Source organism: Streptomyces sp. CRN 30 (assembly GCF_034105845.1).
This window is the reverse complement of sequence record NZ_JAVRHI010000196.1, coordinates 13,941-40,383: the sequence shown is the minus strand read 5'-3', so window position 1 is coordinate 40,383 and position 26,443 is coordinate 13,941. Positions and strand designations below refer to the sequence as shown.

Below are 26,443 nucleotides of genomic sequence, written 5' to 3'. Positions count from 1 at the left end.
CGCCGGCTCCTCGTCCTGCGCGCGTCTCAGGCGCCTTCCGAGCCCCTCGCACCCCCTGAGCCCCCCGAAATCCCCGATCCTTCCGAGCTTCCAGAGCTCTCCCGGTCCTCCGAGCTTCCAGAGCTCTCCCGGTCCTCCGAGCCCTCCGTCTCCCCCACGTCCTCGTTCTCGGTGATCGTCCGCAACGCCCCGGCGATGTTCTCCTCCGCCGCGTCCTTGCGCACACCGAGCCCGCTGAGCACCCCGTCGCCGTTCTCGAGTTCCAGCAGGGCGAGCAGGAGGTGCTCGGTGCCGATGTAGTTGTGGCCGAGCCGGAGGGCCTCGCGGAAGGTGAGTTCGAGCGCCTTCTTGGCGTCCGCGCTGTAGGGGATGAGCTCCGGCACCTCGGCGGCCGCCGGGGGCAGTGCGGCCGTCGCGGCGGCGCGTACCGCGTCCGGGGCGATCCCCTGCGCGGCGATCGCCTTGGCCGCGAGGGCCTCGGGCTCGCTGAGCAGGCCCAGCACGAGGTGGGCGGGGAGGCTCTCGGTACTGCCCGCGGCCTTGGCCTCGTTGTGCGCGGCCACGACCACGTTGCGGGCCCGCGGGGTGTAGCGGCTGAAACCCTGGCTGGGATCGAGGTCGGACTCGGCCTTCGGCACGAAACGCTTCTGCGCCGCCTGCCGGGTGACCCCCATGCTCCGGCCGATCTCCGTCCAGGACGCGCCCGAACGCCGGGCCTGGTCCACGAAGTGGCCGATCAGGTGATCCGCCACGTCGCCGAGGTGATCCGCCGCGATCACCGCGTCCTGGAGCTGGTCGAGGGGCTGTTCGTGCACCTTCTTGATGGCTTCGATGAGGTCGTCGAGGCGAATGGACGCCGTGACCAAGGGGTTCGTCGTCATGCGTCAACCGTAGGTTGACAGCACCGGGGCGTCAACCCTGGGTTGACACTTGACCGCTCGGCACCCTTACGAGGCCGTGGCACGATCGACGTGTGAGTACGACCAGCACCGCGGACAGCGCTTTCCGGGCCGCGCTGTACGCCGACACCGACGCCGCCCTGGACACGGGCGCCTCGCTGCTCGCGGCCGACCCGTCCGCCGACGCGGAGGTCGACCGCCGCGGCCGGGAGTTCGTCACCACGGCCTGGCGGCGCGGCTGGCAGCCTGCGGATGTCGTCCGCATCGTGCGGCGCGAGCTGGGCGAACCCCATGTACGCCTCGTCTCCCGGCTGATCCTCGAGGAACAGGAACACTCCCAGGGCGAGGGGCGCGGGCACGGTCCCCGCTGGGCCGCCCAGCTCGCGGAGCTGGCGGCGCCCGGCACGCCCGCGCCGCCGCGCACCGACCGCTTCTCGCACGCCACCGCCGTACTGGAGCTGTACCGCCTGCTGCTGCGCCTGCCCACCCTCGAACCGCTCGACGAGGCGCCGCCCCGCAAGCCCGCGCAGCGGCCGGACGGGGACACCCGCATGCTGTCCCGCATCCGCGCCCTGCTCGCCAAGGCCGAGGCCACCGGCTTCCCCGAGGAGGCGGAGGCGCTCAGCGCGAAGGCGCAGGAACTGATGGCGCGGCACAGCATCGACGAGGCGCTGCTGGCCGCCCGCGGGCACGGCGCGCACACGCCGGGCGCCTGCCGCATCGGAGTCGACCCGCCGTACGAGACCGCCAAGGCGGTGCTCCTGGACGCGGTCGCGCGCGCGAACCGCTGCCAGGCCGTGTGGAACGAAGCCCTCGGCTTCTCCACGGTCGTCGGTTTCGAATCCGACCTGACGGCGGTCGAACTCCTGCACACCTCCCTCCTCGTGCAGGCCACGACCGCGATGACGAAGGCGGAGGCGGCGGTGAGGGTTCCCCCTGGTCGAGCGGAGCCGAGAGCTCGGGGGAGGGCCGGTGGCAGGAAGCGTACGAAAACGTTCCGGCAGTCGTTCCTCGCGGCGTACGCGCACCGGATCGGCGACCGGCTGACGGCGGTCGCCGAGGCCCAGGCGGACGCATGCGCGAGCGAGGCCGAGGGAGAGGCCGGGGACGGACCCGGGCGGCGGCCGGAGCTGCTGCCCGTCCTCGCGGCCCGCGACCTGGCCGTGCACGAGCAGGTCACGAGGTTGTTCCCGGAGACGGTCACCACGCGCGTGCGCGGGGTGAATGACGCGGAGGGATGGCAGCAGGGCACCGAGGCGGCCGACCGCGCCCACCTCGCGTCCCGGCCCCGACTGCCGTGACCGGTGACCCTCCGCGGTGTCCGTGTCCAGCGGTCCCCCCGCGGTGTCCGTGTCCGGCGGCCCTCCGCGGTGTTCGTGTCCGGCAGTCCCCCGCGGTGTGGCCGCCACGCTCCGCGGTGCCCTCAGTCGCCCGCCGGCCGGAACGGACTCACCGTCATGTCCAGTTCCTCCGCTTCCTCCGTGGCCCCGGACCGCACGGCGACCTCGGCGTCCGGCCAGTCGTAGCCCTGCGCCGCGTCACTGCCGGGCAGCCGGAACTCCACCCGCTCCGGCCGGACGGACCGTTCCGCATCGCCCGCGGCCCCGCGCACGTAGGTGAGCGTGAAGGACGCCACCGCGCTCCCGTCCAGCGTCAGTTCCGGCTCCGCCGCGCCCTCCTCGACGCCGACCGTCCAGGAGGTGCCGCCGCTGTGGACATCGGTGGCGGGGACGCCCCGCAGCGTGCAGGGGTCACCGGTGTTCGTCAGGGTGACGGGGATGTTGCCCGTGTCCCCGGCGGCCGGTGCGGCGTTGCTGGGGCCGAAGTCGACGGAGAGCTGATCGGCCGCGCAGGCCGTCACCTCGGTGTCGGTGTCGGCACCGGTGCCGACGCTCGGTGCGGTGTCCTCGCCGCCCCCTCCGCCGCCGCAGGCGGTCAGGCTCAGGGCGGCCAGGAGGGCGGCGGTGACGGCGAAGGGCTTGGTGCGCATGGGTCCCCCCGGGACGGTGACGGCGTACTCGGTCGGCAGCGGATGCGAATGACGGCGGGTGAGCGGCCGTACGGAGGCGAGGCCTCACCCCGCCCTGCCTTCGGAGCCGCACACCGCGCGATGCCGCGCGACTCCGCACATGACGTCGCCTGACTTGGTGTGAAGCTCCACTGCGCACGACTCCGCACCGCACACGACTTCGCGCGCGAAGCTTCACACCACCCGGCGGAGCGGCCCACCGCGGGGTGGGTCGTCACCCCGTATGCCCCGATACCTCCCCTCGTGGCCGTACGCTGGGGTGGATGAGCTGGTTCCGGGCGCTGAAGGAGACCGGCCGCTCGGGGCTGACGGTGGAGCGCAAGCGTCTCGAACCGCTGGTCGCGGTGCGGGCCGCCGCAGGGCTGTCGATCATGATCGCGTTCGGTCTGCTGGCGTTCGGGCCGCTGGTCGCGGCGAGTTCCGCGTTCGGGGCGTTCCAGGCGGCGATGGCCACCTTCCAGCGCAGCTGGCGCCCGCGCCCCGAACTCGCCCTCGTCTCGGGCACGACCCTCGCCGTGTCGACCTTCCTCGGCTACGTCACGATCTCCCATCTGCCGCTGTTCCTCGCCCTGCTGATGGTGTGGACGTTCCTGGCGGGCCTGGCCTGGGCCGCCGGCCCCACCACCGGCCTGATCGCCTCCACGAACGTGGCCATCATGCTCATCACCGTCACCCTGCCGACCTCGGTGGCCCAGGCCGCGGGGCACGGTCTGATGATGATCGCGGGTGGCCTGGTGCAGGCGGCGCTGATCGTGCTCTTCCCCGTACGCCGCTGGGGCGCCCAGCGCGACGCGCTCGCCGACGCCCTGGCGGCCGAGGCCGACTACGCCCGCCGCCTCCGCCACGACCCGGTGGCCGGCTTCGACCCCGAACCCCTGATGGCGGCGCGGGACGCGGCCCGGCTGACGGCCCGCCAGGCCCGCACCCGGCCGGCCGAACTCGGCGGCTCCCGCCTCACCGCCGAGCGCATCCGGCCCGTCCTCGCCTCCCTCGCCGACCCGGCGATGGGCGTCGCGACGGTGGGCCCGGCACGCGACCGGGTCCGTGAACTCCTCGCCGCCGCGGCCACCGTCCTGGACGCCTCGGCCTCCGCCATCCGCCACGGCCGGGAGGTCGACGTCCCGCCGGCCGCCCTCGCCGCGCTCCGGACGCCGGACACGGGGGCGATCCTGCAGGGCCCGCCGGCCCGGGCGGCGACCCGGCTCGGCACCCTGCTGCAGGACGTGGTGGAGACGGCGGGCGGCTCGCACTCCGACGGCCCCCGCCCGCACGCGCGGTCCCTGCAGCGCCCCTCGCTCCTCGGACTGGTCCCCGTCACCCTGCGCGCCATGCGCGCCGAGCTGGGCCGGGACTCCCCGATCACCCGGCACGCCGCCCGCATCACCGCCGTGGCGGTCGCCGGCTACCTCGCCGGCAAGGCCCTGCCGCTCGGGCACGGTTACTGGGCCCCGCTGACCGCGGTCATGATCATGCGCCCGGACTTCTCGCAGACGTACAGCCGCGCGGTGGCCCGTTTCGGCGGCACGCTCATCGGCATCGCCCTGGCCACGGGCATCCTCCAGGTGGCGGACTCGGGCACGTACCTGTCGGGCGCCCTCGCGGTGCTGAGCGCGGGCCTGCTGTACCTCCTGATGCGCACCGGTCAGGTGGCGGCCCAGGCCTGCGTCGCCGCGTACGTGGTCTTCCTGCTCGGCATGGGCGGCGAGGCGTGGACGCAGACGGTGCCCGAACGGCTGCTGCTCACCCTCGTCGGCGGCCTGCTGGCGATGCTCGCGTACGCGGTCTACCCGGCCTGGGAGACCCCGCGGCTGCGCACGCGGCTCGCCGACTGGCTGGCCGCGACGGGGGCCTACGCCGCGGCCGTGTTCGACCGGTACGCCGACCCCGCGCGCCCCGCCGACGAGGTGCGCGCGGCCCTGCTCGCGAGCCGGGGCGCCCGCGCCGCCTGGCACACCGCGGTCGCCCGCGCCGGGGACGAGCCCGTACGCCACCGGGGCCTGTCCCGGACCGCCGCCGAGGAGGCCGAGGACGCGGTCGCCCACCTGGGCCGCGTCGCCATGCTGCTGGAGGCCCACCTGCCCGACCGGGACGCCCTGCCCACCCCGGCCGCCGCCCGGTTCGCCGGAACCCTGAACACCACGACGGAACGGGGCGCGAGGGCCGTACGCGAGCGCCGGGTCCCCCACTGGGACGAGGTGCGCAAGGCACTGGCGGCATGGGATAAGGAGGCCGTGCGCACCCAGGACGCACCGGAGCAGGTCACACCCGAGCAGCCCGCCCCCGAACAGGCCGCACCGGGCCCCGACGCCTTCGTACGACGCGGGGCGGGCCTCCTGCTGAAGGCGTTGGACGAACTCTCCGAAGCCCTGGACACCCAAGTACCGCCCATGACGGTGAACGGAACCGGCGAAACCGGCGGAAGCGGCGGAAGCGGCGGGACCAGCAGCACCGACGGCACCCCCAAGAACACCGACGACGAGCCGCGCCACCCGCAGGAATCCGCGACCCGTCGGCACCCCCCGGACCGGACGGCCTCCTCAGGACCCGAGCCCCGCCGCCGGCAGCCCCGACAGCAGCCCTGACGGCAGTCCCGACGGCAGGGTGCCCCCCTCCGCCTTCTGGAACGTCTCCGCGCCGATGCCGCCCTCCCACGTCACCGTGAGGCTTCCCGCGTCCACGGAGCCGACCGTGCCCTGGGCGCGGGCGTCGCTGCCGTCCGTGCACTTCAGGCGGATCGTCCCCGTACCGGCCTGCTCCTCGGCGGTGCCGCTGCACACGGCTCCGCCGCTCTCGAAGACCGCGGCCCGCTCACCGGTGACGATCAGTGCCACCGCCCTGCCGCCCGTCGTGGCCACCCAACTGCCCTCCAGCGCACCCCGCGGGCCGGCGGTCCCGGAGCCGTCGTCCGTGCCGCCCGTCTCCGTCACGCCGGGCGTCGGGGCCGACGAGGAGTTCTCTCCGGTCTCTCCGGTGGGGCCCGCGTCCCCGTCGCCGCTCCCGCCGCAGGCCGTCAGCGTGAGCGCGGCCGCCAGTCCGGTCGCCGCCGCCCCGATACGTGCCCGCCGGGGCGAGGGGGACGCCGTGGTCGCCGTGGTCACCGGGATCTCCCGAGGGTGAGGGTGGGTGGGGGCAGTGCGGTCGCCGCGGCGACAGCCGCAAGCTACCAAGGCGCCCCCGCCCCCGCCCCCACCACGCCCTCACCCTTCCTCGTCCCGACCTCACCAGGACGACTTGCGCACCCCCGGCAGGAACCCGGCGTGCGCCTGCCCCCGCAGGCTGACCCGGGACAGTCCGAAGGTTCGGAAGTAACCGCGCGGGCGGCCGTCCACCTGGTCCCGGTTGCGTACCCGCGTGGCGCTCGCGTCGCGGGGCTGGCGGCGCAGTTCGCGCTGCGCGGCCTCGCGCTCGGCCGCCGTGGCGGACGGACTGCGGATGATCTCCTTCAGTTCGGCGCGCCGGGCCGCGTACCGCTCGACGACCTCCCGCCGCTTCTCGTTCTTCGCGATCTTGCTCTTCTTCGCCATGGCCGTACTCCCGCTCCCGTTCGCCTCAGACCTTCACCCCGCGCGCGCGGATGCGCGCCACGGCCGCCTCGACGCCGATCGCGTCGACCGTCTTGATCCCCTTGGTGCTGAGCCGCAGCCGCACGTGCCGGCCCTCGCTCGGCAGCCAGTAGCGCTTGGACTGGATGTTGGGGTCGAAACGGCGCGAGGTGCGCCGGTGCGAGTGCGAAATGCGGTTGCCGAAGCCCGGCCGGGCCCCGGTCAGCATGCAGTGGGCGGACATGGGTGACGCACCTCTCTCGACTGGCTGATGTAAATGGAATTCATTTTCAGTAAGATAGCAGCCATGGCACGCAACGAACTCCGTCCGGTCATCAAGCTCCGGTCCACCGCCGGCACCGGCTACACCTACGTCACCCGGAAGAACCGGCGGAACGACCCGGACCGGATGACCCTGCGCAAGTACGACCCGGTCGCGGGCCGCCACGTCGACTTCCGAGAGGAGCGCTGAGGAACCGCCATGCGCAAGGGAATCCACCCGGCCTACGGCCCCGTCGTCTTCCGCGACCGCGCCGCGAACCACACCTTCCTCACCCGGTCGACCATGACGAGCGAGAAGACGATCGAGTGGGAGGACGGCAACACCTACCCCGTGGTCGACGTCGAGATCTCGAACGTCAGCCACCCCTTCTACACGGGTACCGCGCGCGTGCTGGACACGGCGGGCCGCGTCGAGCGGTTCGAGCAGCGGTACGGGAAGCGGAGCTGACCGGTGAGCGACAACGAGCTCTCCGTCGCGATCGTCGGCGGGCTGCACGCCGAAGCCCGCCGGGCCGTCGTCGAACGGCTGCTCGCCGAGGTCCCGGACAGTGTCGCGCTGCACCACGACCTCTCGACCGCCGCCGACGGCACGGTCCGGCGCACGGTCAGGGACCGCGCCGGGGTGACCGACAGCGGTGAGACCCCGCTGGTCAACGACTGCGCGTGCTGCGCGCTGCGCGAGGACCTGGTCCCCGAACTGGAGCGGCTCGCGGACGGCGGGCTCACCCGGCTCGCCGTCGTGGAGCTGTGGGACTCGGTGGAGCCGAGGGCGATGGCCGAGGTGGTGGCCGCGAGCGGGCTGACGGTCACCGCGGTCGTCACCGCGGTCGACCCGGCCCTGGTGCTGCCGTACCTCGCCGACGGCGACGAACTGGCCGACCGCGGACTCGCAGCCGCCGCCACCGACCAGCGCACGGTCGCCGACACCTTCGCCCGGCAGCTGGAGTACGCGCCCGTCCTCGCCGTCGCCGCATCGCCGGAGGCCGACGACGAGGACCGCGCCCTGCTCGCCCAACTCCATCCGACGGCCCGCCGGGTGCCCTTCCAGGGCGGCCACCCCGGGGACCCGGCGGGCGCTCCGGCGGCCGGCACCCCTTCCGCCCCTGCTCCCGCCTCCGCCTCCGTCCCCTCCCCGCTCGTCGAAGCCGCCTTCGCCGGGTTCGACGTCGAGGCCGCTGCCGCGGCCCAGCACCCGGCGTGCGCGCTGCTGCCCGTGGCGGCCGACGAGTGCGGGGTCGCGACCCTCGTCTGGCACGGGCGACGCCCCTTCCACCCCGAGCGGCTGTACGCGGCGCTGGAGGACCTGACCTGCGCGGCGGCGCGCAGCCGGGGACGGTTCTGGCTCGCCGACCGGCCGGACACGCTGCTGCACTGGGACGCGGCCGGCGGCGCCCTGTGCGTGGAGACGGCCGGCCCCTGGCTCGCCTCGCTGCCGGACGCGGCCTGGGAGATGGTGCCGCCGGTGCGCCGGGCCGCCGCGGCGCTCGACTGGGACCCGGAGCACGGGGACCGCTGCCAGCACCTGGTCTTCACCTCACCCGCGCTGGACCGGGAGGGGCTCGCCGGGCTGCTGGAGTCGTGCCTGCTCACCGACGCCGAGTACACCGCCGGCCGCGACGCCTGGGCGCGGCTCCCGCGCCCCTTCGACTCGTTCCTGGAGGTCTGACATGCCCCGCCGTACCGACCGGACGCCTGCCAGAAACCGGCCAAATCCGTTGGACGTGGCAGGGGTCACGTACATCGACTACAAGGACACCGATCTGCTGCGGAAGTTCATCTCCGACCGGGGCAAGATCCGCAGCCGCCGCGTCACCCGCGTATCCGCTCAGCAGCAGAGACTCCTCGCCCGCGCGATCAAGAACGCCCGTGAGATGGCGCTCCTGCCGTACGCGTCCCCGCCGCGCTAGCCCTTCGCCCACGCCGCGCGCGCCGTCACATCCCCCACCCGGGTCCCGGAGAGGCTCCTCACGTCTCTCCGGGACCTTCTTGCGCCCGTGACCAGGAATGTCGCACCGGAGGGAGTGAACGCAAGTGGAATGCCCGACGTCTCTACAGTGCAGGGCACAACCATGCGACCGTAAAGCTGTAGTCGGTGGACCACCCGGCGTGCACGTGCATATGGCCGTGCATCGGCTCATGCACGGGTACGTGAACGCAGCTATGATCCGAAGCAGTTGACCACTGCATCTATGGCCACTTCAGCCACTGCACCACCCGGGGAGCTACCTGTGGACCACGACGTGTACGGCGTGGACGACGTGTACAACGGCATGGCGGCGACGGATCTGACGGCCCACCACGACGTGGCCTGGCAGAAAAGCCGGCACAGCAACTCGCAGGGATCCTGTGTGGAGTTCGCGCGCCTGCCCGGCGGTGCCGTGGCCGTGCGCAACTCGCGCTTCCCCGACGGGCCCGCCCTCGTCTACACCCGCGCCGAGATCGAGGCCATGCTGCTCGGGGTCAAGGACGGCGAGTTCGACCACCTGGTCGCGGGCGGCTGAGGGCGGCGGCCACGGGTGAGGCGGGCGCGCCCCGCCGGTCCGGCCGGTGTGACACGCGTAGAACTCCGACGTCGAAGGGCGCCGCGGTGCCTCAACGGGTCGGCTCGGCCGCCTGCTCCGGGCCCAGCCGGAACATCGCCCAGACCACCTTGCCGTCGAGCGCCCCGGCCAGCGGGTGCCAGCCCCAGCTGTCGGCGAACGCGCCGACCAGGAAGAGGCCGCGCCCCGACTCCGCCGAGGAGTCCTCGGAGCCGTGGGTGACCGGGGTGTCGTGGCCCGGGTCGCGCACCGCGCACACCAGCCGTTCCGTCCACCGCATCAGGTGCAGCCGTACGTGCGGCAGGTGCCCCGCGGAGCACGGGGCGGCTCCGGGAAGCCCGTACCGCAGCGCGTTGGTGACCAGTTCGGAGACGACGAGACAGATGTCGTCGAAGCGGTCGCCCAGCTCCCAGAGGTCGAGCGTGCCGCGGGTGAAGTGCCGTGCCTCGCGCACCGCTTCGTAGTGGGCGGGCAGGGCGCAGGAGGCCGTGCGCGACACGGTCGCGGGATCGAGCGGGGGAAGTCCCTGCCGTAAGACTTCGAGCATGGTCGATCCGTTCGTTCCCATGCGAGGCACTCCCGGGGTCCGCGGTCGTGGCGATGCAGCGGTGGCGCGAGTCCATGGTTTCCGATGAGTAAGTCAGATGCAAGGGCAGATGCACGTGCACGTGACCGGTATGGTGCACGCCGTACCCCTTGCCGATGATTTTTTCTGCCGCCTTCTCGTCACTTGTTGTGCCCTGCCTGATCTTTTCCCGTGTCTCTCCTTCTGAGAGTTTCCGTTTCCGTAACCATCCGAGTGCGGATCGGAGTGGTTAGTGGCAGACTGCGGCCCCTGAAGACCTTGGGGAGGCTGACGGACCGTGGGCGCCGGTGAATCGAGCGGGTCAGTGGTGAGGCGGATGCTGCTGGGCTCGCATCTCAGGCGGTTGCGCGAGGGGCAGGGCATCACGCGCGAGAAGGCCGGCTACTCGATCCGCGCCTCGGAGTCGAAGATCAGCCGCATGGAGCTGGGCCGGGTGAGCTTCAAGGCCCGCGACGTCGAGGACCTGCTGACGCTGTACGGCGTGACGGACGACAAGGAGCGGACCTCCTTGCTCTCGCTGGCCAAGGAGGCCAACGTCGCGGGCTGGTGGCACAGTTACAGCGATGTCCTGCCCAGCTGGTTCCCGACCTATGTCGGCCTGGAGGGGGCGGCCCACCTCATCCGGGCGTACGAGGTCCAGTTCGTCCACGGTCTGCTGCAGACCGAGGCGTACGCCTACGCGGTGGTCTCCCGCGGCATGAAGGAGGGCGGCGAGGCCGACGTCGAACGACGGGTCGCGCTGCGTCTGGAGCGGCAGAAGTACCTGGTCGCCGAGCGTGCGCCGCAGTTCCACTGCATCCTCGACGAGGCCGCGCTGCGCCGCCCGTACGGCGGCCGGGAGGTGATGCGGGGGCAGCTCCAGCACCTCATCGACATATCGGAGCGGCCGAACGTACGGCTGCAGGTGATGCCGTTCGGCTTCGGCGGCCACTCCGGTGAGAGCGGCTCCTTCACCGTGCTCAGCTTCGCCGAGTCCGACCTGTCCGACGTCGTGTACCTGGAGCAGCTCACCAGCGCGCTCTACCTGGACAAACGCGAGGACGTCACCCAGTACGAGCGGGCGATGCGGCAGCTCCAGGAGGACAGCCCGTCCCCGGAGGAGAGCCGCGACCTGCTCCGGGGTCTGCTCCAGCTGTCCTGACGACAGGCGTGCACACTGGCCACAACCGACTCCTCAACCCCCGTTACTCGAACGTAGTATGACGGCCGATCACCGAGCGTCGTGATCGTGCCGTGAACGAGTGACCACCGTGGCCGCAAGGGATTGAGGGATCACATGTCGTCCTGCTTCACCGAACTGGCTCAGCAGTACATCGGCGGCGAGTGGCGGCCGGGCACCGGCTCGTGGGACATCATCGACTTCGATCCGTACAACGGCGAGAAGCTGGCCTCGATCACCATTGCCACGGCCGACGAGGTGGACGCCGCCTACCGGGCGGCACGGGACGCCCAGCGGGCCTGGGCGGACACCAGCCCGTACGCCCGCCGCGCCGTCCTCGAGAGAGCCCTGCGGCTCGTCGAGGAGCGGACGGACGAGATCACCGAGGTGATCGTCGCCGAGCTCGGCGGCACGCACACCAAGGCCGCCTTCGAACTGCACCTCGCCAAGGAGTTCCTGCGCGAGTCGGTCCAGCTGGCGCTGCGCCCCGAGGGCCGGATCCTCCCCTCGCCGGCCGACGGCAAGGAGAACCGCCTCTACCGGGTGCCCGTCGGTGTCGTGGGCGTCATCAGCCCGTTCAACTTCCCGTTCCTGCTGTCGCTGAAGTCCGTCGCGCCCGCCCTGGCCCTCGGCAACGGCGTGGTCCTCAAGCCGCACCAGAACACCCCGATCGCCGGCGGCGCGCTCGTCGCGAAGATCTTCGAGGACGCGGGGCTCCCGGGCGGCCTGCTCAACGTCGTGATCACCGACATCGCCGAGATAGGCGACGCGTTCATCGAGCACCCGATCCCGAAGGTCATCTCCTTCACCGGCTCCGACGCGGTCGGGCGGCACGTCGCCACCGTCTGCGCCGCGCACTTCAAGCGGTCGGTCCTCGAACTCGGCGGCAACAGCGCGCTGGTCGTCCTCGACGACGCCGACGTCGACTACGCGGTGGACGCGGCCGTCTTCAGCCGCTTCGTCCACCAGGGCCAGGTCTGCATGGCCGCGAACCGGGTCCTCGTCGACCGCTCGCTCGAGGCGGAGTTCACCGGGAAGTTCGTCACCAAGGTGAGGTCCCTCACGGTCGGCGACCCGCGTGACCCGCGGACGGTCATCGGCCCGGTCATCAACGCCTCCCAGGCGGAGGTGTTGTCGGGCGTCGTCGAGCAGGCGATCGCCGAGGGCGCCACCGCGCTGCTGCGCGGCACGACGACCGGGAACCTGGTCGAGCCGTCCGTCCTGACGGGCCTGCCCGCCGACTCCCCGCTGCTGCGGCAGGAGATCTTCGGCCCGGTCGCCCTTCTGGTCCCCTTCGACGGCGAGGAGGAGGCCGTGCGGATCGTCAACGACACCCCGTACGGGCTGAGCGGCGCCGTCCACACGGCGGACGTGGAGCGCGGGGTGCGCTTCGCCCGGCGGATCGACACCGGGATGTTCCACGTCAACGACGGCACGGTGCACGACGAGCCGATCGTCCCCTTCGGCGGCGAGAAGCGCTCCGGCCTCGGCCGGCTGAACGGCGGGGCGACGGCCGAGGCCTTCACCACGCAGAAGTGGATCTCGGTGCAGCACGGGCGGAGTGCGTTCCCTTTCTGAGGCGGACAGGATCTGACCCAGTGGGCCCGTAGCTTCACCGGTGTCCGGCGGAGCCGCCGGGCGCACGGACCCGGTGAAAGGCGGCCCGTCATGGTCACTCATGTCTCCCCCGAGGCGCACGGCGACGAGCGCGGGGCGCTGCTCGCGTTCCTGGCCGAGCAGCGCGGTGGCATCCGCCGGACCCTGCTCGGGCTGACCGAGGAGCAGGCCGCGAGCCGGCCCAGCGTGAGCGAGCTGTCCCTGGCCGGGCTGCTCAAGCACGTGATCGAGGTCGAGCAGGGCTGGGTGGCCATGGCCAAGGACGAGCGTCCGGCGGTCGAGCGGGAGCGGTCGGACCTGCTGGGCTCGTTCCGGCTGGAGGCGGACGACACGGTGGAGGCGCTCCTCGCGTACGGGGAGGAGGTCGCGGCCGCCACGGAGGAGTTCTTCCGCACGGTGCCCAGCCTCGACGACACCTTCCCGCTGCCCGAGGCCCCGTGGTTCCCGCCGGGGGAGCGGGTCTCGATGCGCTGGCTGGGCCTCCATCTCATCCGCGAGACCGCCCGGCACGCCGGGCACGCCGACATCGTGCGTGAGTCGCTGGACGGTGCCACCGCCTTCGCACTGGTGGCGAAGGAGCAGGGCACGTCCTGGGGCTGATCGTCAAGGGTCCTACGCTGGCCCCATGTCAGCGATCCGACTCCTGGTGCTCGGCGCGGTGCGCCAGCACGGGCGGGCCCACGGCTACCAGGTGCGCAACGACCTGGAGTACTGGGGCGCCAACGAGTGGTCCAACGCCAAGCCCGGCTCGATCTACCACGCCCTGAAGCAGATGGCGAGACAGGGACTGCTGCACGCCCACGAGATCGCGCCCTCCACCGTCGGCGGGCCGCCCCGCACCGAGTACGAGATCACCGCGTCGGGTGACCGGGAGTACTTCACGCTGCTGCGCGAGGCCCTCGTCGAGCGGGACCGGCACATCGACACGCTGTCCGCGGCGATCGGGTTCATGGTCGAGCTGGAGCGCGCCGAGGTGGTGCGCCTGCTGCGCGAGCGGCTGGACCGGCTGGCGCGGTGGCGCACCTCCGTCACGGAGTACTACACGCCCGAGGAGGGCCCGGAGTCGATCGGCCACATCGGCGAGATCATGAACATGTGGATGCACGCGTCCGACGGCGAGGCCGAGTGGACCCGCGGTCTCATCGCGCGCATCGAGGCCGGCGCGTACACCTTCGCGGGCGAGGGCGAGCCGTTCGTCGGCGTACTCGTGGAGGGCGAGGAGAACCCGTACGCGACGGGGGAGCGGCACCCGGGGGACGACCGCTGAACTCCTTCCGCGTGAGCGCTTGCACCTCACGCCACGTGAGGACCCAGCCTGGAGTGCGTACCGAGGAGGGAGCGGACGCCATGGGCTGGTCCGTGGGACAGGTCGCCGGTTTCGCCGGGGTGACGGTGCGCACGCTGCACCACTACGACGACATCGGGCTGCTGGTACCGAGTGAACGCACGTACGCCGGCCACCGGCGCTACACCGACGCGGACCTCGACCGGCTGCAGCGGATTCTGTTTTACCGGGAGCTCGGCTTCCCGCTCGACGAGGTCGCGGTCCTGCTCGACGACCCGGACGCGGACCAGCGTGCGCACCTGCGCCGCCAGCACGCACTGCTGACCGCCCGGATCGAGAAGCTGCAGCGGATGGCCGCGGCCGTGGAGCACGCCATGGAGGCACGCAGGATGGGCATCGAACTCACACCCGAGGAGAGGTTCGAGGTCTTCGGAGAGCACGATCCGGAGCAGTACCAGGAGGAGGTGCGGGAGCGCTGGGGGGACACGGACGCCTACCGGGAGTCGCAGCGCCGCACGGCCGCGTACACCAAGGAGGACTGGAAGCGCGTCGGTGAGCGGTTCGACGGGGTGCACGCGCGCGTGGCCGGCCTGATGGCCGAGGGGGCCGCCCCCGACTCGACGGAGGCCATGGACGCGGCGGAGGAGCACCGGCAGGTGATCACGGGCTCGTACTACGCGTGCGGCCACGAGATGCACACCGGCCTGGGTGAGATGTACGTCGCCGACCCGCGGTTCACGGCGACGTACGACGCGATCCGCCCGGGACTGGCCCGCTACCTGCGGGACGCGATCGTCGCGAACGCGGCCCGGCACGCGGACTGACGCCGGCCGCGGCCGGCCGGCACCGCTCGGATCCAAGTCGGTAAGGGGCGCCCGCTCTTGGGGGCGCCCCTTACACGTGCCCACAGGTGCGGCCGAGCCGCCGCACAGTGCATCCTGGGAGGGACGGTGGAACCTGGGGGTACCGGCTGCCGTTGATAGCTTTGGTCAGCCGTACACCGTACCCGCCTCGTGCCCATCTCATTCCCAGACATCCCACAGGAGCCCGGAACGTGACGACGCTCGCTCTCGGACCAAGCTGGTTGGATCCGAACTATCTGCTCGACACGTTCGGCATCTGGGGTCTGCTCGCCATCGTGTTCGCCGAGTCCGGCCTGCTCATCGGGTTCTTCCTGCCCGGTGACTCGCTGCTGTTCACCGCGGGCATGCTGATCACCTCCAAGACGCTGGACTTCCCGCTGTGGCTGGCCATCGTGCTGATCTGCGTCGCCGCGATCCTCGGTGACCAGGCGGGCTACATGTTCGGCAAGAAGGTGGGGCCGGCGATCTTCACCCGCCCCGACTCCCGCCTGTTCAAGCAGGAGAACGTGGTCAAGGGTCACGAGTTCTTCGAGAAGCACGGCCCCAAGTCGCTGATCCTGGCCCGCTTCGTGCCCATCGTGCGCACGTTCACGCCGATCATCGCCGGCGTCAGCGGGATGAAGTACCGCACGTTCCTGACCTACAACGTCGTCGGCGGCATCCTGTGGGGCGCGGGCGTCACCCTGCTCGGCTCCTGGCTCGGCAGCATCGCGTTCGTCCGCGAGAACATCGAGGCGATGCTGATCCTGATCGTCTTCCTGTCGGTGGTGCCGATCATCCTGGAGCTCTGGAAGGCCCGCAAGGAGAAGGCGAAGCAGCAGCAGGAGCAGCCCGCCGCCGTCCAGGTCCCGGGCGCGGTGCCGCCCGCCATGGACGACGCGACGACCCAGCTGCGCCGCATCCCCTCGGACGGGCGGAACGGCGACCAGGCGTACGACGGCCGGGCGCCGGGATACGGGCAGCAGTACGGCAACCAGCACGGGCAGGGCGCGTCCTACCCCCCGCCGCAGCCGTACGGCACGGAGCAGCAGGGCTACGGGCAGCAGCAGCCCCAGCCCCAGCCGTACGCACACCAGTACCCGCAGGGTCAGCAGTACCCGCAGGGCCAGGGTCAGCAGTACCCGCAGGATCAGGGCCACGGTCAGCAGTACCCCCGGAACCAGGGGCAGCAGTACCCGCAGGGTCAGAACCAGCAGTACCCCCAGGGTCAGAACCAGCAGTACCCGCAGGGTCAGGGCCAGGGATACCCGTACGGGCAGGAGCACCCGCGGAACCAGGGCTGAGCAGCGCGCTCAGAAACCGCGCGTCCGCTTCGCCGCGCGCCGTCCCGCCGCACTCGCCGCCCCCGGCATCCGCAGGAACAGCCGGGAGATCTCCGATCCCAGGTTCACCCCGATCGCGATGGCCATGGCGAGGGCGGCGGCCTTGGTGAGGCTCACCAGTCCCGCGTCGACGTGGTTCTGGGCGAACGCGAGCAGTCCGAAGTACGTCGCCGAACCGGGCAGCAGCGGCCCGATCGCCGCGGTCGTGTACGGCAGCGCCGACGCGAACCGGTAGCGGGACATCAGCTGCCCGAAGAGGCCCACCAGGCCCGCCGCCACGGCCGTCGAAGCCACCGGCGAGAAGCCCCCCGCGTAGTGCATCGCGCCGTACACCGACCAGGCCACGCCCCCGTTGAGCGTCACCGCGAGCACGGTGGAACGTTCCTGCTGGAGCAGCACCGCGAAGGCCAGCGACAGCAGCATCGACGCGCCGATCTGCCACAGCGGCCTGTTGGAGGAGCCGAGGGCCGCGTCCGGGTTGAGCTCGGCGCCGAACTTGACGCCGAAGTACAGGACCAGCAGCACGCCCACGACGATGCCGACGAACAGGTACAGGACCTCCAGCAGGCGCGCGGAGGCGGTGATGTAGAAGCCGGTCAGCCCGTCCTGCACCCCGGCCACCAGGGCCCGCCCGGGCAGCAGCGCGAAGAGCCCACCGGTGATCACCGCGGAGGCCTTCACGTCCACGTCGGCCAGTGTCAGCGCGACCCCGATCGCCGCCGGGGGCATCGCGGCCACCGAGAACTGGTAGAACTCCGGCAGTCCGCGCCCGGCGCACAGCCACGCCAGCCGGTCGCCGAGCATCGCGCCCAGCGCGGCCGCCACGAACACCACCAGGCCACCGCCGACGAGGACGGAGGCCGTGCCCGCGAGCAGCCCGGCGGCGGCGGTCAGCGCCCAGCCGGGGTAGGGGTGGCGGTTGCGGCGTATCTCCGCCAGCCGCCGGTAGGCCTCCTCCAGGGAGATCTGGCTGTCCGGGTCGCTCAGGTCGTCCACGAGCCGGTAGACGGCCGCCAGACGGGTGTAGTCGGTGCCGCGCCGGCGCACCGTCCGCGACGCCGACACCGGGTCCTCCACCAGGGACGGCTGGTGGGTGATGGAGAGCAGGGTGAAGGTGACGGTCGGCTCGCAGCGGTCGAGGCCGTAGGAGCGGCACACGGCGAACATCGCCGCCTCCACGTCCTCGGCGTTCTCACCGCCCGCGAGCAGCAGCTCGCCGATGCGCAGCGTCAGGTCGAGCACGCGGGGGACGGCCGGGCCGCCCTCCTCCGCCTTCTGCGGACGCTCCGGAGCGGGCCGCTCGGCCACCGGCATGCGCAGCATCGTGCGCATCCGGTCCTGCCAGGGCCCGTCCTTGGTCAGGCTGACCGCGGGGACGCCCTCCGCCGGGGTGAAGCCGGGCGCGTTGCGGGCGTCGTAGGTGCTCGGCGGGGTGAACGCCGACCGTTCGGGTTCGGCGCCGGACTGCGGTGGCGGAGCGAACCCCTGCGGTACGGCGAACTCCGACGTGACCTCGGACTCCGCGAACGTGCCCGCCACGTCGAGGCCGTCGGGGACCGCGAACTCCGAGGTCGTCGACGACTCCGCGTCGCCCTCCGGTCGGGCGAACGCGCTGCGCGCCTCGTCCGACCGGGGCTTGCGGTCCTCCGTCTCCGTCGTCCTCGTCACCCACTGCTCCCGACTACGTGCCCCCCGATCACCTACCTCCCGTACGCCTCAGTATGCGCACGAACGCGCGAACGGGCCGCGTCACCCCACGAGGGAGTCACACGGCCCGTCCGTCACGGGGCCGGAGGTCAGTGACCGCCCTGCTCCTTGGCGCGCTTGTACGAGCGCTCGATCTCGGCCTCCGCGTCGGTCCGGCCCACCCAGTTGGCGCCCTCGACGGACTTGCCGGGCTCCAGGTCCTTGTAGACCTCGAAGAAGTGCTGGATCTCCAGGCGGTCGAACTCGGACACGTGGTGGATGTCCCGCAGGTGCTCCACGCGCGGGTCGGAGGCCGGGACGCACAGCAGCTTGTCGTCGCCGCCGGCCTCGTCGGTCATCCGGAACATGCCGATCGCGCGGCACTTGATGAGGCATCCGGGGAACGTGGGCTCCTCCAGCAGGACCAGCGCGTCCAGCGGGTCCCCGTCCTCGCCGAGGGTGTTCTCGACGAAGCCGTAGTCGGCCGGGTAGCTGGTCGAGGTGAAGAGGCGACGGTCCAGGCGGATCCGACCGGTCTCGTGGTCCACCTCGTACTTGTTCCGCGAACCCTTCGGAATCTCGATCGTGACGTCGAACTCCACCGGTGGCTCCTCCATGATCAACACATAGTTCTGGTGATTAAGTGTCCCTCACGCAGGTGTGTGATCGCGAAAGGGGCTGGTGGTCGTGCCGGAGCCGAAGGGCTGGCGGGCCGCGAGGCCGCACGTGGTGCGGATCGCGCGCGCCGCGCGGTCACGCGCGGAACGCGTCACGCGGGTCGTCGCGGCCCGCTCCACCGGGTTCACGACCCTCCAGTTCGCCGCCGGTGCCGCCACCGCCGGCCTGCTGCTGGCGGCCGGGGCGGTCACCGTGGCCGGTCCCTGGGACTCCACCGGTCAGCGTACGGCGGAGCGGGACCGGGCCGCAGCGCGGGATCGGCAGGGTGGCACAGATCACGGGCCCGATTCCGGCTGGTCGCCCGGTACCGCTCAGGGGGCGCCCAAGCCCGCTCCGAGCGCCCCCTCCGTGCTGGCCGGCCTCGGCGGCTCGGGGTCCGCGCCCGGCGGGCGGGCCCTCGCCGGCCTCCTGGACCCCCTGCTCGACGACGAGGCGCTGGGCCCCCGCCACACGGCCGCGGTCGTCGACGTGGCGACCGGGAAGGTCCTGTACGGCAGGGGTGCGGACGACGCGTCGACCCCGGCGTCCACCACGAAGATCGCCACCGCCGCCGCCGCGCTCTCGGCGGCCGGGGCCGACCACCGCATCGAGACGCGCACCGTCCTCGCGCCCGGCTCCGACGAGGTCGTCCTCGTCGGCGGCGGCGACCCCACCCTGACCGCGCGCGAGGACGCGGAAGGGTACGCGAGCCTGCGCGAACTCGCCGACGAGACGGCCGCCGCGCTGCGGAAACGCCACCTGGACGAGATCACGCTCGCCTACGACACCTCCCTCTACGAGGGGCCGGCGCTGCACTCCATCGGCCCGAACCCGAACCTCGCCCGGGTCACGCCCCTCATGGTCGACGAGGCCCGCCTGGACGACTCCACCAGCGGTCCGGCCGACCGCGCCGCCGACCCGGCCGAGGACGCGGCGCAGCGGTTCGAGGAGCTCCTGGAGGACCGGGGCATCACGGCGCGCAGCGTCGACGAGGCGGAGGCCGCGAAGGGCGCGCGGATCCTGGGCTCCGTCTCCTCCCCGCCGTTGTCCGCCCTGGTCGAACGCATGCTGACCAGCAGCGACAACGACATCGCCGAGGCCCTGGCCCGCCAGACCGCCCTCGCCTCGGGCGAACCGGCGAGCTTCGCGGGCGCCGGCACCGCGATCCGCGACGAGCTGCGGGAACTCGGCCTCCCGCTGGACGGCGTCCGCTTCGCCGACGGCAGCGGACTGAGCCGCGACGACCGGATGACGGCGGACCTCCTCACCGCCCTCCTCGCCGAGGCCGCCTCCCCCCGCCGGCCCGGACTGCGCCCCGTCCTGACCGGCCTGCCGATCGCCGGCTTCACGGGTACCCTCCGCGACCGGTACGCCGACGAGACGTCCGGCACCGGCCTGGTACGTGCCAAGACGGGCACCCTGACCGGCGTCAACACCCTGGCGGGCACGGTCGTGGACGCGGACGGACGGCTGCTGGCCTTCGCCTTCCTGGCCACCGGGACGACGGACCCGACCGCCGCCCAGCAGACCCTGGACCGGGCGGCCTCGGCACTGGCGGGCTGCGGCTGCCGCTGAGAGCCTGTGTCACGTCCCCGCCGGTCGCGCCCCGGAGGGAGCCCGACCGCGTACGGCCTGCCCCAACCGGCGGCGCTCCCGTACGGTTGACGCATGACGAGCATCGGTGGTGCGGAGATGGTCGACTGGAATCTCGCGGTGGCGACCGCGACCCGGCTCGTGCGGCCGGGGCCCGAGGTGAGCCGTGACGAGGCCAGGGCCGTCGTCACGGAGTTGCGCCGGCACGCGAAGGCGTCGGAGGAACACGTCCGGGGATTCACCCGGATGGGTCCCGACGAGGCCGACGACACCCCGGTGCTCGTCGTCGACCGCCCGGGCTGGGTCCGGGCGAACGTCGCCGGGTTCCGCGAGGTGTTGAAACCGCTGCTGGACAAGATGCAGGAACGTCGCGGCAGCACCCCCGGCGGGGCGGTGCTCGGCGCAGTGGGCGGCAAGGTCACCGGCGTGGAACTCGGCATGCTGCTGTCGTTCCTGGCCTCCCGCGTCCTCGGCCAGTACGAGACCTTCGCCCCGCCGACGCGTGAACTCCCCGCGGGCAAGAACGGCGGGGGACGACTGCTCCTCGTCGCCCCCAACATCGTGAGCGTGGAACGCGAACTCGACGTCGACCCCCACGACTTCCGCCTCTGGGTGTGCCTGCACGAGGAGACGCACCGCACGCAGTTCACCGCGGTGCCCTGGCTGCGCGACCACCTGGAGGGCGAGGTCCAGTCGTTCCTGGGGGAGACCGAGGTCGACCCCATGACCGTCCTCGAACGCGTCCGTGAGGCCGCCCAGTCGTTCGTCGGGGGCCGCCCCGAGGGCGAGGAGGACGACGACGGCCGGTCCCTCGTGGAACTGGTGCAGACGCCCGCCCAGCGTGAGATCCTCGGCCGTCTCACCGCCGTCATGTCCCTCCTCGAGGGCCACGCCGACTTCGTGATGGACGGCGTGGGCCCGGCCGTGGTGCCCTCCGTCGGCGAGATCCGCGAGAAGTTCCAGCAGCGCCGCGCGCGCGGGGCGTCCCGGCTGGACCTCGCCCTGCGCAAGCTGCTCGGCATGGACGCCAAGCTCCGGCAGTACCGGGACGGGGAGCGGTTCGTCCGGGGCGTCGTCGACCAGGTCGGCATGGACGGCTTCAACCGCGTGTGGACCTCACCCAACACCCTCCCGACCAAGGCGGAGATCGCCAAACCGGCGGACTGGATCGCGCGGGTGCACAGCCGTCCGGAGGCGTGAACTCGGCGGCCGAGTCGTGCGACCGGTGCCACCCATGGCAGGGGAGCGCCCCTCCAATCACCCTTCCGAGGGAGCGTGAGCCATGGACATGCGTGCAATGCTCGGGGAACGGCCCGTCTCTGTCACCATCTACACACTCTGAGTGACCGAACTCGGGCTCACCCCCGACAACTTCATGTGAAGGGAACCGGACCATGGGTCCCCATCCAGCGGTCGCGGCGATACGCCTGGCGGTCCGCCGCGTCCTCCACGACATCCTCACCGCACATCCGCCCCTGCCCGTCGGCGCACCGCACGCGCCCCTCCAGGTTCCCCCGTACGACAGCGACCCGGGCCCCCGACCGCGTACCGGCGGCCGGCCGCTCCCGCCGCTGGTGTTCGTGGCCTGCTCCGGCGGTGCCGACTCCATGGCCCTCGCCTCCGCCCTCGCCTTCGAGGCCCCGAAGCTCGGCGTCCGGGCCGGCGGCATCACCGTCGACCACGGCCTCCAGCCCGGCTCCGACGCCCGCGCCGACGAGGTCGCCCAGCGCCTGCGGGAGCTCGGCCTCGACCCCGTGGAGGCCGTGCCGGTGACCGTCGGACGGGGGGCGGGCCCCGAGGCCGCCGCCCGGGACGCGCGCTACACCGCCCTGGACGCCGCCGCCGAACGCCACGGCGCCGCGGCGATCCTGCTCGGCCACACCCGCGACGACCAGGCCGAGACGGTCCTGCTCGGCCTCGCCCGCGGCTCCGGCATCCGCTCCCTGTCCGGCATGGCCGCGGTCTCCGGGGCCGGCGGCCGCTACCGGCGGCCCTTCCTCCAGCTCGACCGGCAGACCGCCCGCAAGGCCTGCCTGGTCCAGTCCCTCCCGGTCTGGGACGACCCGCACAACACCGACCCCGCCTACACCCGCTCCCGGCTGCGCCACGAGGGCCTGCCCGCCCTGGAGAAGGCGCTCGGCAAGGGCGTGGTGGAGGCCCTCGCCCGCACCGCCCAGCTCTCCCGGGACGACGCCGACGCCCTCGACACCTGGGCCCGCCAGGCGGCGGACTCCGTACGGGACGCGACGGGCCTGCTGGAGTGCGCCAAGCTGTACGCGCTGCCCCCCGCCGTACGCCGCCGTGTGCTGCGCCGCGCCGCCATCGACGCGGGCGCCCCGGCGGGCTCCCTCTTCGCCCGGCACATCGAGGAGGTCGACCGGCTGATCACCGGCTGGCGCGGTCAGGGGGCCATCAACCTGCCCGGCAAGGTCGTCGCCCGGCGGCAGGGTGGCAGACTGGTGATTCGGCAAGGCTGAGCAGACGCTTCCCGCGGGGAGCGCCCGGCACCTCCCCCAGGGGGCGGGCCGGCCGGCCGTACGTGCGGGACGACCGAAAGTGATGCGGGTGGACGCGAAAGACATGGGTGCCGACCTCGAGAAGGTGCTCCTCACCAAGGAAGAGATCGACGCGAAGCTGGCCGAGCTGGCCGCGAAGATCGACGCGGAGTACGCGGGCAAGGACCTGCTCATCGTCGGCGTCCTCAAGGGCGCGGTGATGGTGATGGCGGACCTCGCCCGGGCGCTGTCCACCCCCCTCACCATGGACTGGATGGCCGTCTCCTCCTACGGCGCGGGCACCCAGTCCTCCGGCGTCGTACGGATCCTCAAGGACCTCGACACCGACATCAAGGGCAAGCACGTCCTGATCGTCGAGGACATCATCGACTCCGGCCTGACCCTGTCCTGGCTGATCTCCAACCTCGGCTCCCGCGAGCCCGCCTCCCTCAAGGTGTGCACCCTGCTGCGCAAGCCGGAGGCGGCCAAGGTCGCGATCGACGTGGAATGGGTCGGATTCGACATCCCCAACGAATTCGTCGTGGGATACGGCCTCGACTACGCCGAGAAGTACCGCAACCTTCCGTTCGTCGGTACGCTCGCGCCTCACGTCTACGGGGGCTGAGACCCCGCGGGCAGGGCCCGGGAACCCTTGTGGCCCAAGCCCTGTAAGACGATCGGGAACCCCAGCGGGTTTCGCGCCGTTGGAGCATGCAGAGACGGGTTTGTCAGCCGTCCCGCGCGGCTTCGGGTGACAATGCTGGGGTACCGTCCGAAGAACAGCCTTTATCAAACTCACTATGGCAGGAGGGACGGGGCGGCACCGCTCCGTATGGATGGACGTGAAGCGATACTTCCGTGGGCCGGTCATGTGGATCGTGCTGGCCGTCCTTGCCGTGGTCGTGTTGATGCAGGTCGTCGGCTCGTCCGGCGGCTACAAGACGGTGGACACCGGCCAGGTCGTCCAGGCGATCAATGAGGACAAGGTCAAGTCGGCCAAGCTCACCACCGGCGACGAGCAGATCATCAAGGTCGAGCTCAAGGACGGCGAGAAGGTCAAGGACAGCTCCAAGATCCAGGCGAGCTACATCGACAACCAGGGTGTCGCCCTGGCCAACACGCTGCAGGACAAGTTCCAGAACAAGCAGATCGAGGACGGCTACACGGTCTCGCCCTCGAAGCAGAACCCCATCGTCGGCATCCTGCTCTCGCTGCTTCCGTTCGTCCTCATCGTGGTCGTCTTCCTCTTCCTGATGAACCAGATGCAGGGCGGCGGCTCCCGGGTCATGAACTTCGGGAAGTCCAAGGCCAAGCTCATCACCAAGGACACCCCGAAGACGACGTTCGCGGACGTCGCCGGATCGGACGAGGCCGTCGAGGAACTCCACGAGATCAAGGAGTTCCTCCAGGAGCCCGCCAAGTTCCAGGCCGTCGGCGCCAAGATTCCCAAGGGTGTGCTGCTGTACGGCCCGCCCGGCACCGGCAAGACCCTGCTCGCGCGTGCCGTCGCGGGTGAGGCCGGCGTTCCCTTCTACTCGATCTCGGGTTCCGACTTCGTCGAGATGTTCGTCGGTGTCGGTGCCTCCCGGGTCCGTGACCTCTTCGAGCAGGCCAAGGCCAACGCCCCGGCCATCGTCTTCGTCGACGAGATCGACGCGGTGGGCCGCCACCGCGGCGCCGGCCTCGGCGGCGGTCACGACGAGCGCGAGCAGACCCTGAACCAGCTGCTCGTCGAGATGGACGGTTTCGACGTCAAGGGCGGCGTGATCCTCATCGCCGCCACCAACCGCCCGGACATCCTCGACCCGGCGCTGCTGCGCCCGGGCCGCTTCGACCGGCAGATCGCGGTCGACCGTCCCGACATGCAGGGCCGTCTGGAGATCCTCAAGGTCCACCAGAAGGGCAAGCCGGTCGCCCCGGACGTCGACCTGTCCGCGGTCGCCCGTCGTACCCCGGGCTTCACCGGCGCGGACCTGTCGAACGTGCTGAACGAGGCGGCGCTGCTCACGGCCCGCAGCGACAAGAAGCTGATCGACAACCAGATGCTCGACGAGGCCATCGACCGCGTGGTCGCCGGTCCCCAGAAGCGCACCCGGATCATGTCGGACAAGGAGAAGAAGATCACCGCGTACCACGAGGGCGGACACGCCCTGGTCGCGGCGGCCTCACCGAACTCCGACCCGGTCCACAAGATCACCATCCTGTCCCGCGGCCGTGCCCTCGGCTACACGATGGTGCTCCCGGACGAGGACAAGTACTCGACCACGCGCAACGAGATGCTGGACCAGCTGGCCTACATGCTGGGCGGCCGCGCGGCCGAGGAGCTGGTCTTCCACGACCCGACCACGGGCGCCGCGAACGACATCGAGAAGGCCACGGCCACCGCCCGCGCGATGGTCACGCAGTACGGCATGACCGAGCGTCTCGGCGCGATCAAGTTCGGCGGCGACAACACCGAGCCGTTCCTCGGCCGGGAGATGGCGCACCAGCGCGACTACTCGGAAGAGGTCGCCGCGCTCGTCGACGAAGAGGTCAAGAAGCTCATCGAGACCGCGCACAACGAGGCGTGGGAGATCCTGGTCGAGAACCGCGACGTCCTCGACAACCTCGTCCTCGCCCTCCTGGAGAAGGAGACGCTGGGCAAGGAGGAGATCGCCGAGGTCTTCGCCCCGATCGTCAAGCGCCCGCCGCGGCCGGCGTGGACCGGCTCGTCCCGCCGTACTCCGTCCACCCGCCCGCCGGTGCTCTCCCCCAAGGAGCTCGCGCTGACGAACGGGGTGAACGGCGCGACGTCGGCGATCACCGGTGCCGCGGAGTCCGTCGCCTCTCCCGAGGCGTCCCCGGAGGACCGCCGGGAGAGCTGACCGCTCGCTCGTCGGATCCGACAGACCGGAATGAATGCCGCGCTTCCCAGGTTCTAGCCTGAGGAGCGCGGCATTCCGCATGACCGCAGGTGAGACGCGTTCACTCGTACGCGTCGGAAGGCACAGGAACGAGGCACCGCACATGACCGACCCCGTGACGCTGGACGGCGAAGGAACTATCGGCGAGTTCGACGAGAAGCGCGCCGAGAACGCCGTTCGCGAGCTGCTGATCGCGGTCGGGGAGGACCCGGACCGGGAGGGGCTGCGGGAGACGCCGGGGCGGGTCGCCCGGGCGTACCGGGAGCTCCTTGCGGGATTGCGGCAGGAGCCCGAGGACGTCCTGACGACGACGTTCGATCTGGGACACGATGAGATGGTCCTGGTGAAGGACATCGAGATCGTGTCGATGTGCGAGCATCATCTGCTGCCCTTCCACGGTGTCGCCCACATCGGATACATCCCGGCTGAGAGCGGCAAGATCACCGGCCTGTCGAAACTGGCACGCCTTGTCGAGGTGTTCGCCCGCCGGCCTCAGGTTCAGGAGCGGCTCACCACGCAGATCGCCGATTCACTCGTGCGCATCCTCGAAGCGCGCGGCGCGATCGTCGTCATCGAGGCCGAGCACATGTGTATGTCCGTGCGCGGTATCCGCAAGCCCGGCGCGAAGACCACGACATCGGCAGTGCGCGGCCAGCTCCGCGATGCCACGACCCGTGCCGAGGCGATGAGCCTGATACTGGCGCGCTGACCCGATTGTCGGTGGTGCCCGACAAGGTCCCGATCGGTGAGTGGATCGCTGATCAAGGAGGATGTTCGGACGACCGTTACGGAAGTCGGCACAGTGAAACTGCGCGAGGGCGTCGACGTCGCGACGGATCATGTGACCTTCACGGTCGCGCGGGGCCAGCTGCTGGGCGCCCGACGGCTGGGTTCATGCCGGGGATGCCGAGGGGGCGGTTCTGGCATGGACGGCGGCCAGGAAGCTGAACCGCGTGCGACTGGCCATCCGGACCGGCTATGACTG

At 71.7% G+C, this 26,443-nt stretch carries 27 protein-coding genes; 19 read left to right on the top strand and 8 right to left on the bottom strand.

What is annotated here, in order from left to right:
• Nucleotides 1–26 precede the first annotated feature (26 nt).
• Nucleotides 27–881: a Clp protease N-terminal domain-containing protein gene (locus UW392_RS20680; RefSeq protein ID WP_320776533.1), complete on the bottom strand. Its 855-nt coding sequence runs from the start codon at nucleotides 879–881 to the stop codon at nucleotides 27–29.
• 92 nt (nucleotides 882–973) lie between these two features.
• Between UW392_RS20680 and UW392_RS20675 the strand changes: the two genes are divergently transcribed.
• Nucleotides 974–2,200, top strand: a complete 1,227-nt coding sequence (locus UW392_RS20675; RefSeq protein ID WP_320776532.1) for a DUF2786 domain-containing protein — start codon at nucleotides 974–976, stop codon at nucleotides 2,198–2,200.
• Nucleotides 2,201–2,322: 122 nt separating this feature from the next.
• Here the strand turns inward: UW392_RS20675 and UW392_RS20670 are convergent, their stop codons facing one another.
• Nucleotides 2,323–2,889 carry a DUF4232 domain-containing protein gene (locus tag UW392_RS20670; RefSeq protein ID WP_320776531.1) on the bottom strand — a complete coding sequence of 189 codons (567 nt, stop codon included), beginning with the start codon at nucleotides 2,887–2,889 and terminating at the stop codon, nucleotides 2,323–2,325.
• Nucleotides 2,890–3,191: 302 nt separating this feature from the next.
• On the opposite strand from UW392_RS20670, the gene UW392_RS20665 reads away from it, so the two are divergent.
• Nucleotides 3,192–5,510, top strand: a complete 2,319-nt coding sequence (locus UW392_RS20665; protein ID WP_320776530.1) for an FUSC family protein — start codon at nucleotides 3,192–3,194, stop codon at nucleotides 5,508–5,510.
• On the opposite strand, the gene UW392_RS20660 is transcribed toward UW392_RS20665, so the two are convergent.
• From UW392_RS20660 to rpmB, 3 genes are all read right to left on the bottom strand, one after another.
• Nucleotides 5,466–6,026, bottom strand: coding sequence for a hypothetical protein (locus tag UW392_RS20660; RefSeq protein WP_320776529.1), 561 nt, complete (start codon nucleotides 6,024–6,026; stop codon nucleotides 5,466–5,468). The two genes, UW392_RS20665 and UW392_RS20660, sit on opposite strands and share 45 nt — an antisense overlap.
• 120 nt (nucleotides 6,027–6,146) lie before the next feature.
• The gene (gene rpsN, locus UW392_RS20655) at nucleotides 6,147–6,452 is read right to left on the bottom strand and encodes a 30S ribosomal protein S14 (RefSeq protein WP_320776528.1); all 306 of its coding nucleotides are present in this window, start codon (nucleotides 6,450–6,452) and stop codon (nucleotides 6,147–6,149) included.
• Nucleotides 6,453–6,477: 25 nt separating this feature from the next.
• Nucleotides 6,478–6,714, bottom strand: a complete 237-nt coding sequence (rpmB, locus tag UW392_RS20650) for a 50S ribosomal protein L28 (protein WP_320776527.1) — start codon at nucleotides 6,712–6,714, stop codon at nucleotides 6,478–6,480.
• 63 nt (nucleotides 6,715–6,777) lie between these two features.
• On the opposite strand from rpmB, the gene rpmG reads away from it, so the two are divergent.
• The 5 genes from rpmG (at nucleotide 6,778) to UW392_RS20625 (ending at nucleotide 9,253) form a co-directional block, all read left to right on the top strand.
• Entirely contained in the window at nucleotides 6,778–6,942 is a 165-nt protein-coding gene (rpmG, locus tag UW392_RS20645) for a 50S ribosomal protein L33 (RefSeq protein ID WP_030573688.1), read from the top strand.
• A 9-nt stretch (nucleotides 6,943–6,951) separates the two neighbouring features.
• Entirely contained in the window at nucleotides 6,952–7,200 is a 249-nt protein-coding gene (locus UW392_RS20640) for a type B 50S ribosomal protein L31 (RefSeq protein WP_320776526.1), read from the top strand.
• A 3-nt stretch (nucleotides 7,201–7,203) separates the two neighbouring features.
• On the top strand, nucleotides 7,204–8,418 hold the full coding sequence (locus UW392_RS20635) for a GTP-binding protein (RefSeq protein ID WP_320776525.1): 1,215 nt from the start codon (nucleotides 7,204–7,206) through the stop codon (nucleotides 8,416–8,418).
• Between the two features lies 1 nt (nucleotide 8,419).
• Entirely contained in the window at nucleotides 8,420–8,659 is a 240-nt protein-coding gene (rpsR, locus tag UW392_RS20630) for a 30S ribosomal protein S18 (protein ID WP_320776524.1), read from the top strand.
• 321 nt (nucleotides 8,660–8,980) lie between these two features.
• Nucleotides 8,981–9,253: a DUF397 domain-containing protein gene (locus UW392_RS20625; RefSeq protein WP_320776523.1), complete on the top strand. Its 273-nt coding sequence runs from the start codon at nucleotides 8,981–8,983 to the stop codon at nucleotides 9,251–9,253.
• 91 nt (nucleotides 9,254–9,344) lie between these two features.
• Here the strand turns inward: UW392_RS20625 and UW392_RS20620 are convergent, their stop codons facing one another.
• The gene (locus tag UW392_RS20620) at nucleotides 9,345–9,839 is read right to left on the bottom strand and encodes an ATP-binding protein (protein ID WP_320776522.1); all 495 of its coding nucleotides are present in this window, start codon (nucleotides 9,837–9,839) and stop codon (nucleotides 9,345–9,347) included.
• Nucleotides 9,840–10,194: 355 nt separating this feature from the next.
• On the opposite strand from UW392_RS20620, the gene UW392_RS20615 reads away from it, so the two are divergent.
• From UW392_RS20615 to UW392_RS20590, 6 genes are all read left to right on the top strand, one after another.
• Complete coding sequence (locus UW392_RS20615) at nucleotides 10,195–11,019, top strand: helix-turn-helix transcriptional regulator (protein WP_320776521.1); 825 nt, start codon at nucleotides 10,195–10,197, stop codon at nucleotides 11,017–11,019.
• A 135-nt stretch (nucleotides 11,020–11,154) separates the two neighbouring features.
• The gene (locus UW392_RS20610; protein ID WP_320776520.1) at nucleotides 11,155–12,615 is read left to right on the top strand and encodes an aldehyde dehydrogenase family protein; all 1,461 of its coding nucleotides are present in this window, start codon (nucleotides 11,155–11,157) and stop codon (nucleotides 12,613–12,615) included.
• A 90-nt stretch (nucleotides 12,616–12,705) separates the two neighbouring features.
• On the top strand, nucleotides 12,706–13,254 hold the full coding sequence (locus UW392_RS20605) for a DinB family protein (protein ID WP_320776519.1): 549 nt from the start codon (nucleotides 12,706–12,708) through the stop codon (nucleotides 13,252–13,254).
• A gap of 25 nt (nucleotides 13,255–13,279) precedes the next feature.
• Complete coding sequence (locus tag UW392_RS20600) at nucleotides 13,280–13,921, top strand: PadR family transcriptional regulator (protein ID WP_320776518.1); 642 nt, start codon at nucleotides 13,280–13,282, stop codon at nucleotides 13,919–13,921.
• A gap of 80 nt (nucleotides 13,922–14,001) precedes the next feature.
• Nucleotides 14,002–14,763 carry a MerR family transcriptional regulator gene (locus UW392_RS20595; protein WP_320776517.1) on the top strand — a complete coding sequence of 254 codons (762 nt, stop codon included), beginning with the start codon at nucleotides 14,002–14,004 and terminating at the stop codon, nucleotides 14,761–14,763.
• A gap of 230 nt (nucleotides 14,764–14,993) precedes the next feature.
• A complete protein-coding gene (locus tag UW392_RS20590) occupies nucleotides 14,994–16,085 on the top strand; it encodes a DedA family protein (protein WP_320776516.1) in 1,092 nt (363 codons plus the stop codon).
• A gap of 9 nt (nucleotides 16,086–16,094) precedes the next feature.
• Here UW392_RS20590 and UW392_RS20585 read toward each other — a convergent pair whose 3' ends face one another.
• Together UW392_RS20585 and UW392_RS20580 are read right to left on the bottom strand one after the other, a co-directional pair.
• A complete protein-coding gene (locus UW392_RS20585; protein ID WP_320776515.1) occupies nucleotides 16,095–17,792 on the bottom strand; it encodes a threonine/serine ThrE exporter family protein in 1,698 nt (565 codons plus the stop codon).
• 128 nt (nucleotides 17,793–17,920) lie between these two features.
• Nucleotides 17,921–18,412, bottom strand: coding sequence for an inorganic diphosphatase (locus tag UW392_RS20580; protein WP_320776566.1), 492 nt, complete (start codon nucleotides 18,410–18,412; stop codon nucleotides 17,921–17,923).
• A gap of 79 nt (nucleotides 18,413–18,491) precedes the next feature.
• Here UW392_RS20580 and dacB point away from each other — a divergent pair, with 79 nt between their 5' ends.
• The 6 genes from dacB (at nucleotide 18,492) to folE (ending at nucleotide 26,167) form a co-directional block, all read left to right on the top strand.
• Nucleotides 18,492–20,042 (top strand): D-alanyl-D-alanine carboxypeptidase/D-alanyl-D-alanine-endopeptidase, encoded by a 1,551-nt coding sequence (gene dacB, locus UW392_RS20575; protein ID WP_320776514.1) that lies wholly within the window; start codon nucleotides 18,492–18,494, stop codon nucleotides 20,040–20,042.
• A gap of 93 nt (nucleotides 20,043–20,135) precedes the next feature.
• The gene (locus tag UW392_RS20570) at nucleotides 20,136–21,260 is read left to right on the top strand and encodes a zinc-dependent metalloprotease (RefSeq protein ID WP_320776513.1); all 1,125 of its coding nucleotides are present in this window, start codon (nucleotides 20,136–20,138) and stop codon (nucleotides 21,258–21,260) included.
• A gap of 194 nt (nucleotides 21,261–21,454) precedes the next feature.
• Complete coding sequence (gene tilS / locus UW392_RS20565) at nucleotides 21,455–22,537, top strand: tRNA lysidine(34) synthetase TilS (protein ID WP_320776512.1); 1,083 nt, start codon at nucleotides 21,455–21,457, stop codon at nucleotides 22,535–22,537.
• Between the two features lie 82 nt (nucleotides 22,538–22,619).
• Nucleotides 22,620–23,180, top strand: a complete 561-nt coding sequence (gene hpt, locus UW392_RS20560) for a hypoxanthine phosphoribosyltransferase (protein ID WP_320776511.1) — start codon at nucleotides 22,620–22,622, stop codon at nucleotides 23,178–23,180.
• A 211-nt stretch (nucleotides 23,181–23,391) separates the two neighbouring features.
• Nucleotides 23,392–25,419 carry an ATP-dependent zinc metalloprotease FtsH gene (gene ftsH, locus UW392_RS20555; RefSeq protein ID WP_320776510.1) on the top strand — a complete coding sequence of 676 codons (2,028 nt, stop codon included), beginning with the start codon at nucleotides 23,392–23,394 and terminating at the stop codon, nucleotides 25,417–25,419.
• A 142-nt stretch (nucleotides 25,420–25,561) separates the two neighbouring features.
• Nucleotides 25,562–26,167, top strand: coding sequence for a GTP cyclohydrolase I FolE (folE, locus tag UW392_RS20550; RefSeq protein WP_320776509.1), 606 nt, complete (start codon nucleotides 25,562–25,564; stop codon nucleotides 26,165–26,167).
• Nucleotides 26,168–26,443: the final 276 nt, after the last annotated feature.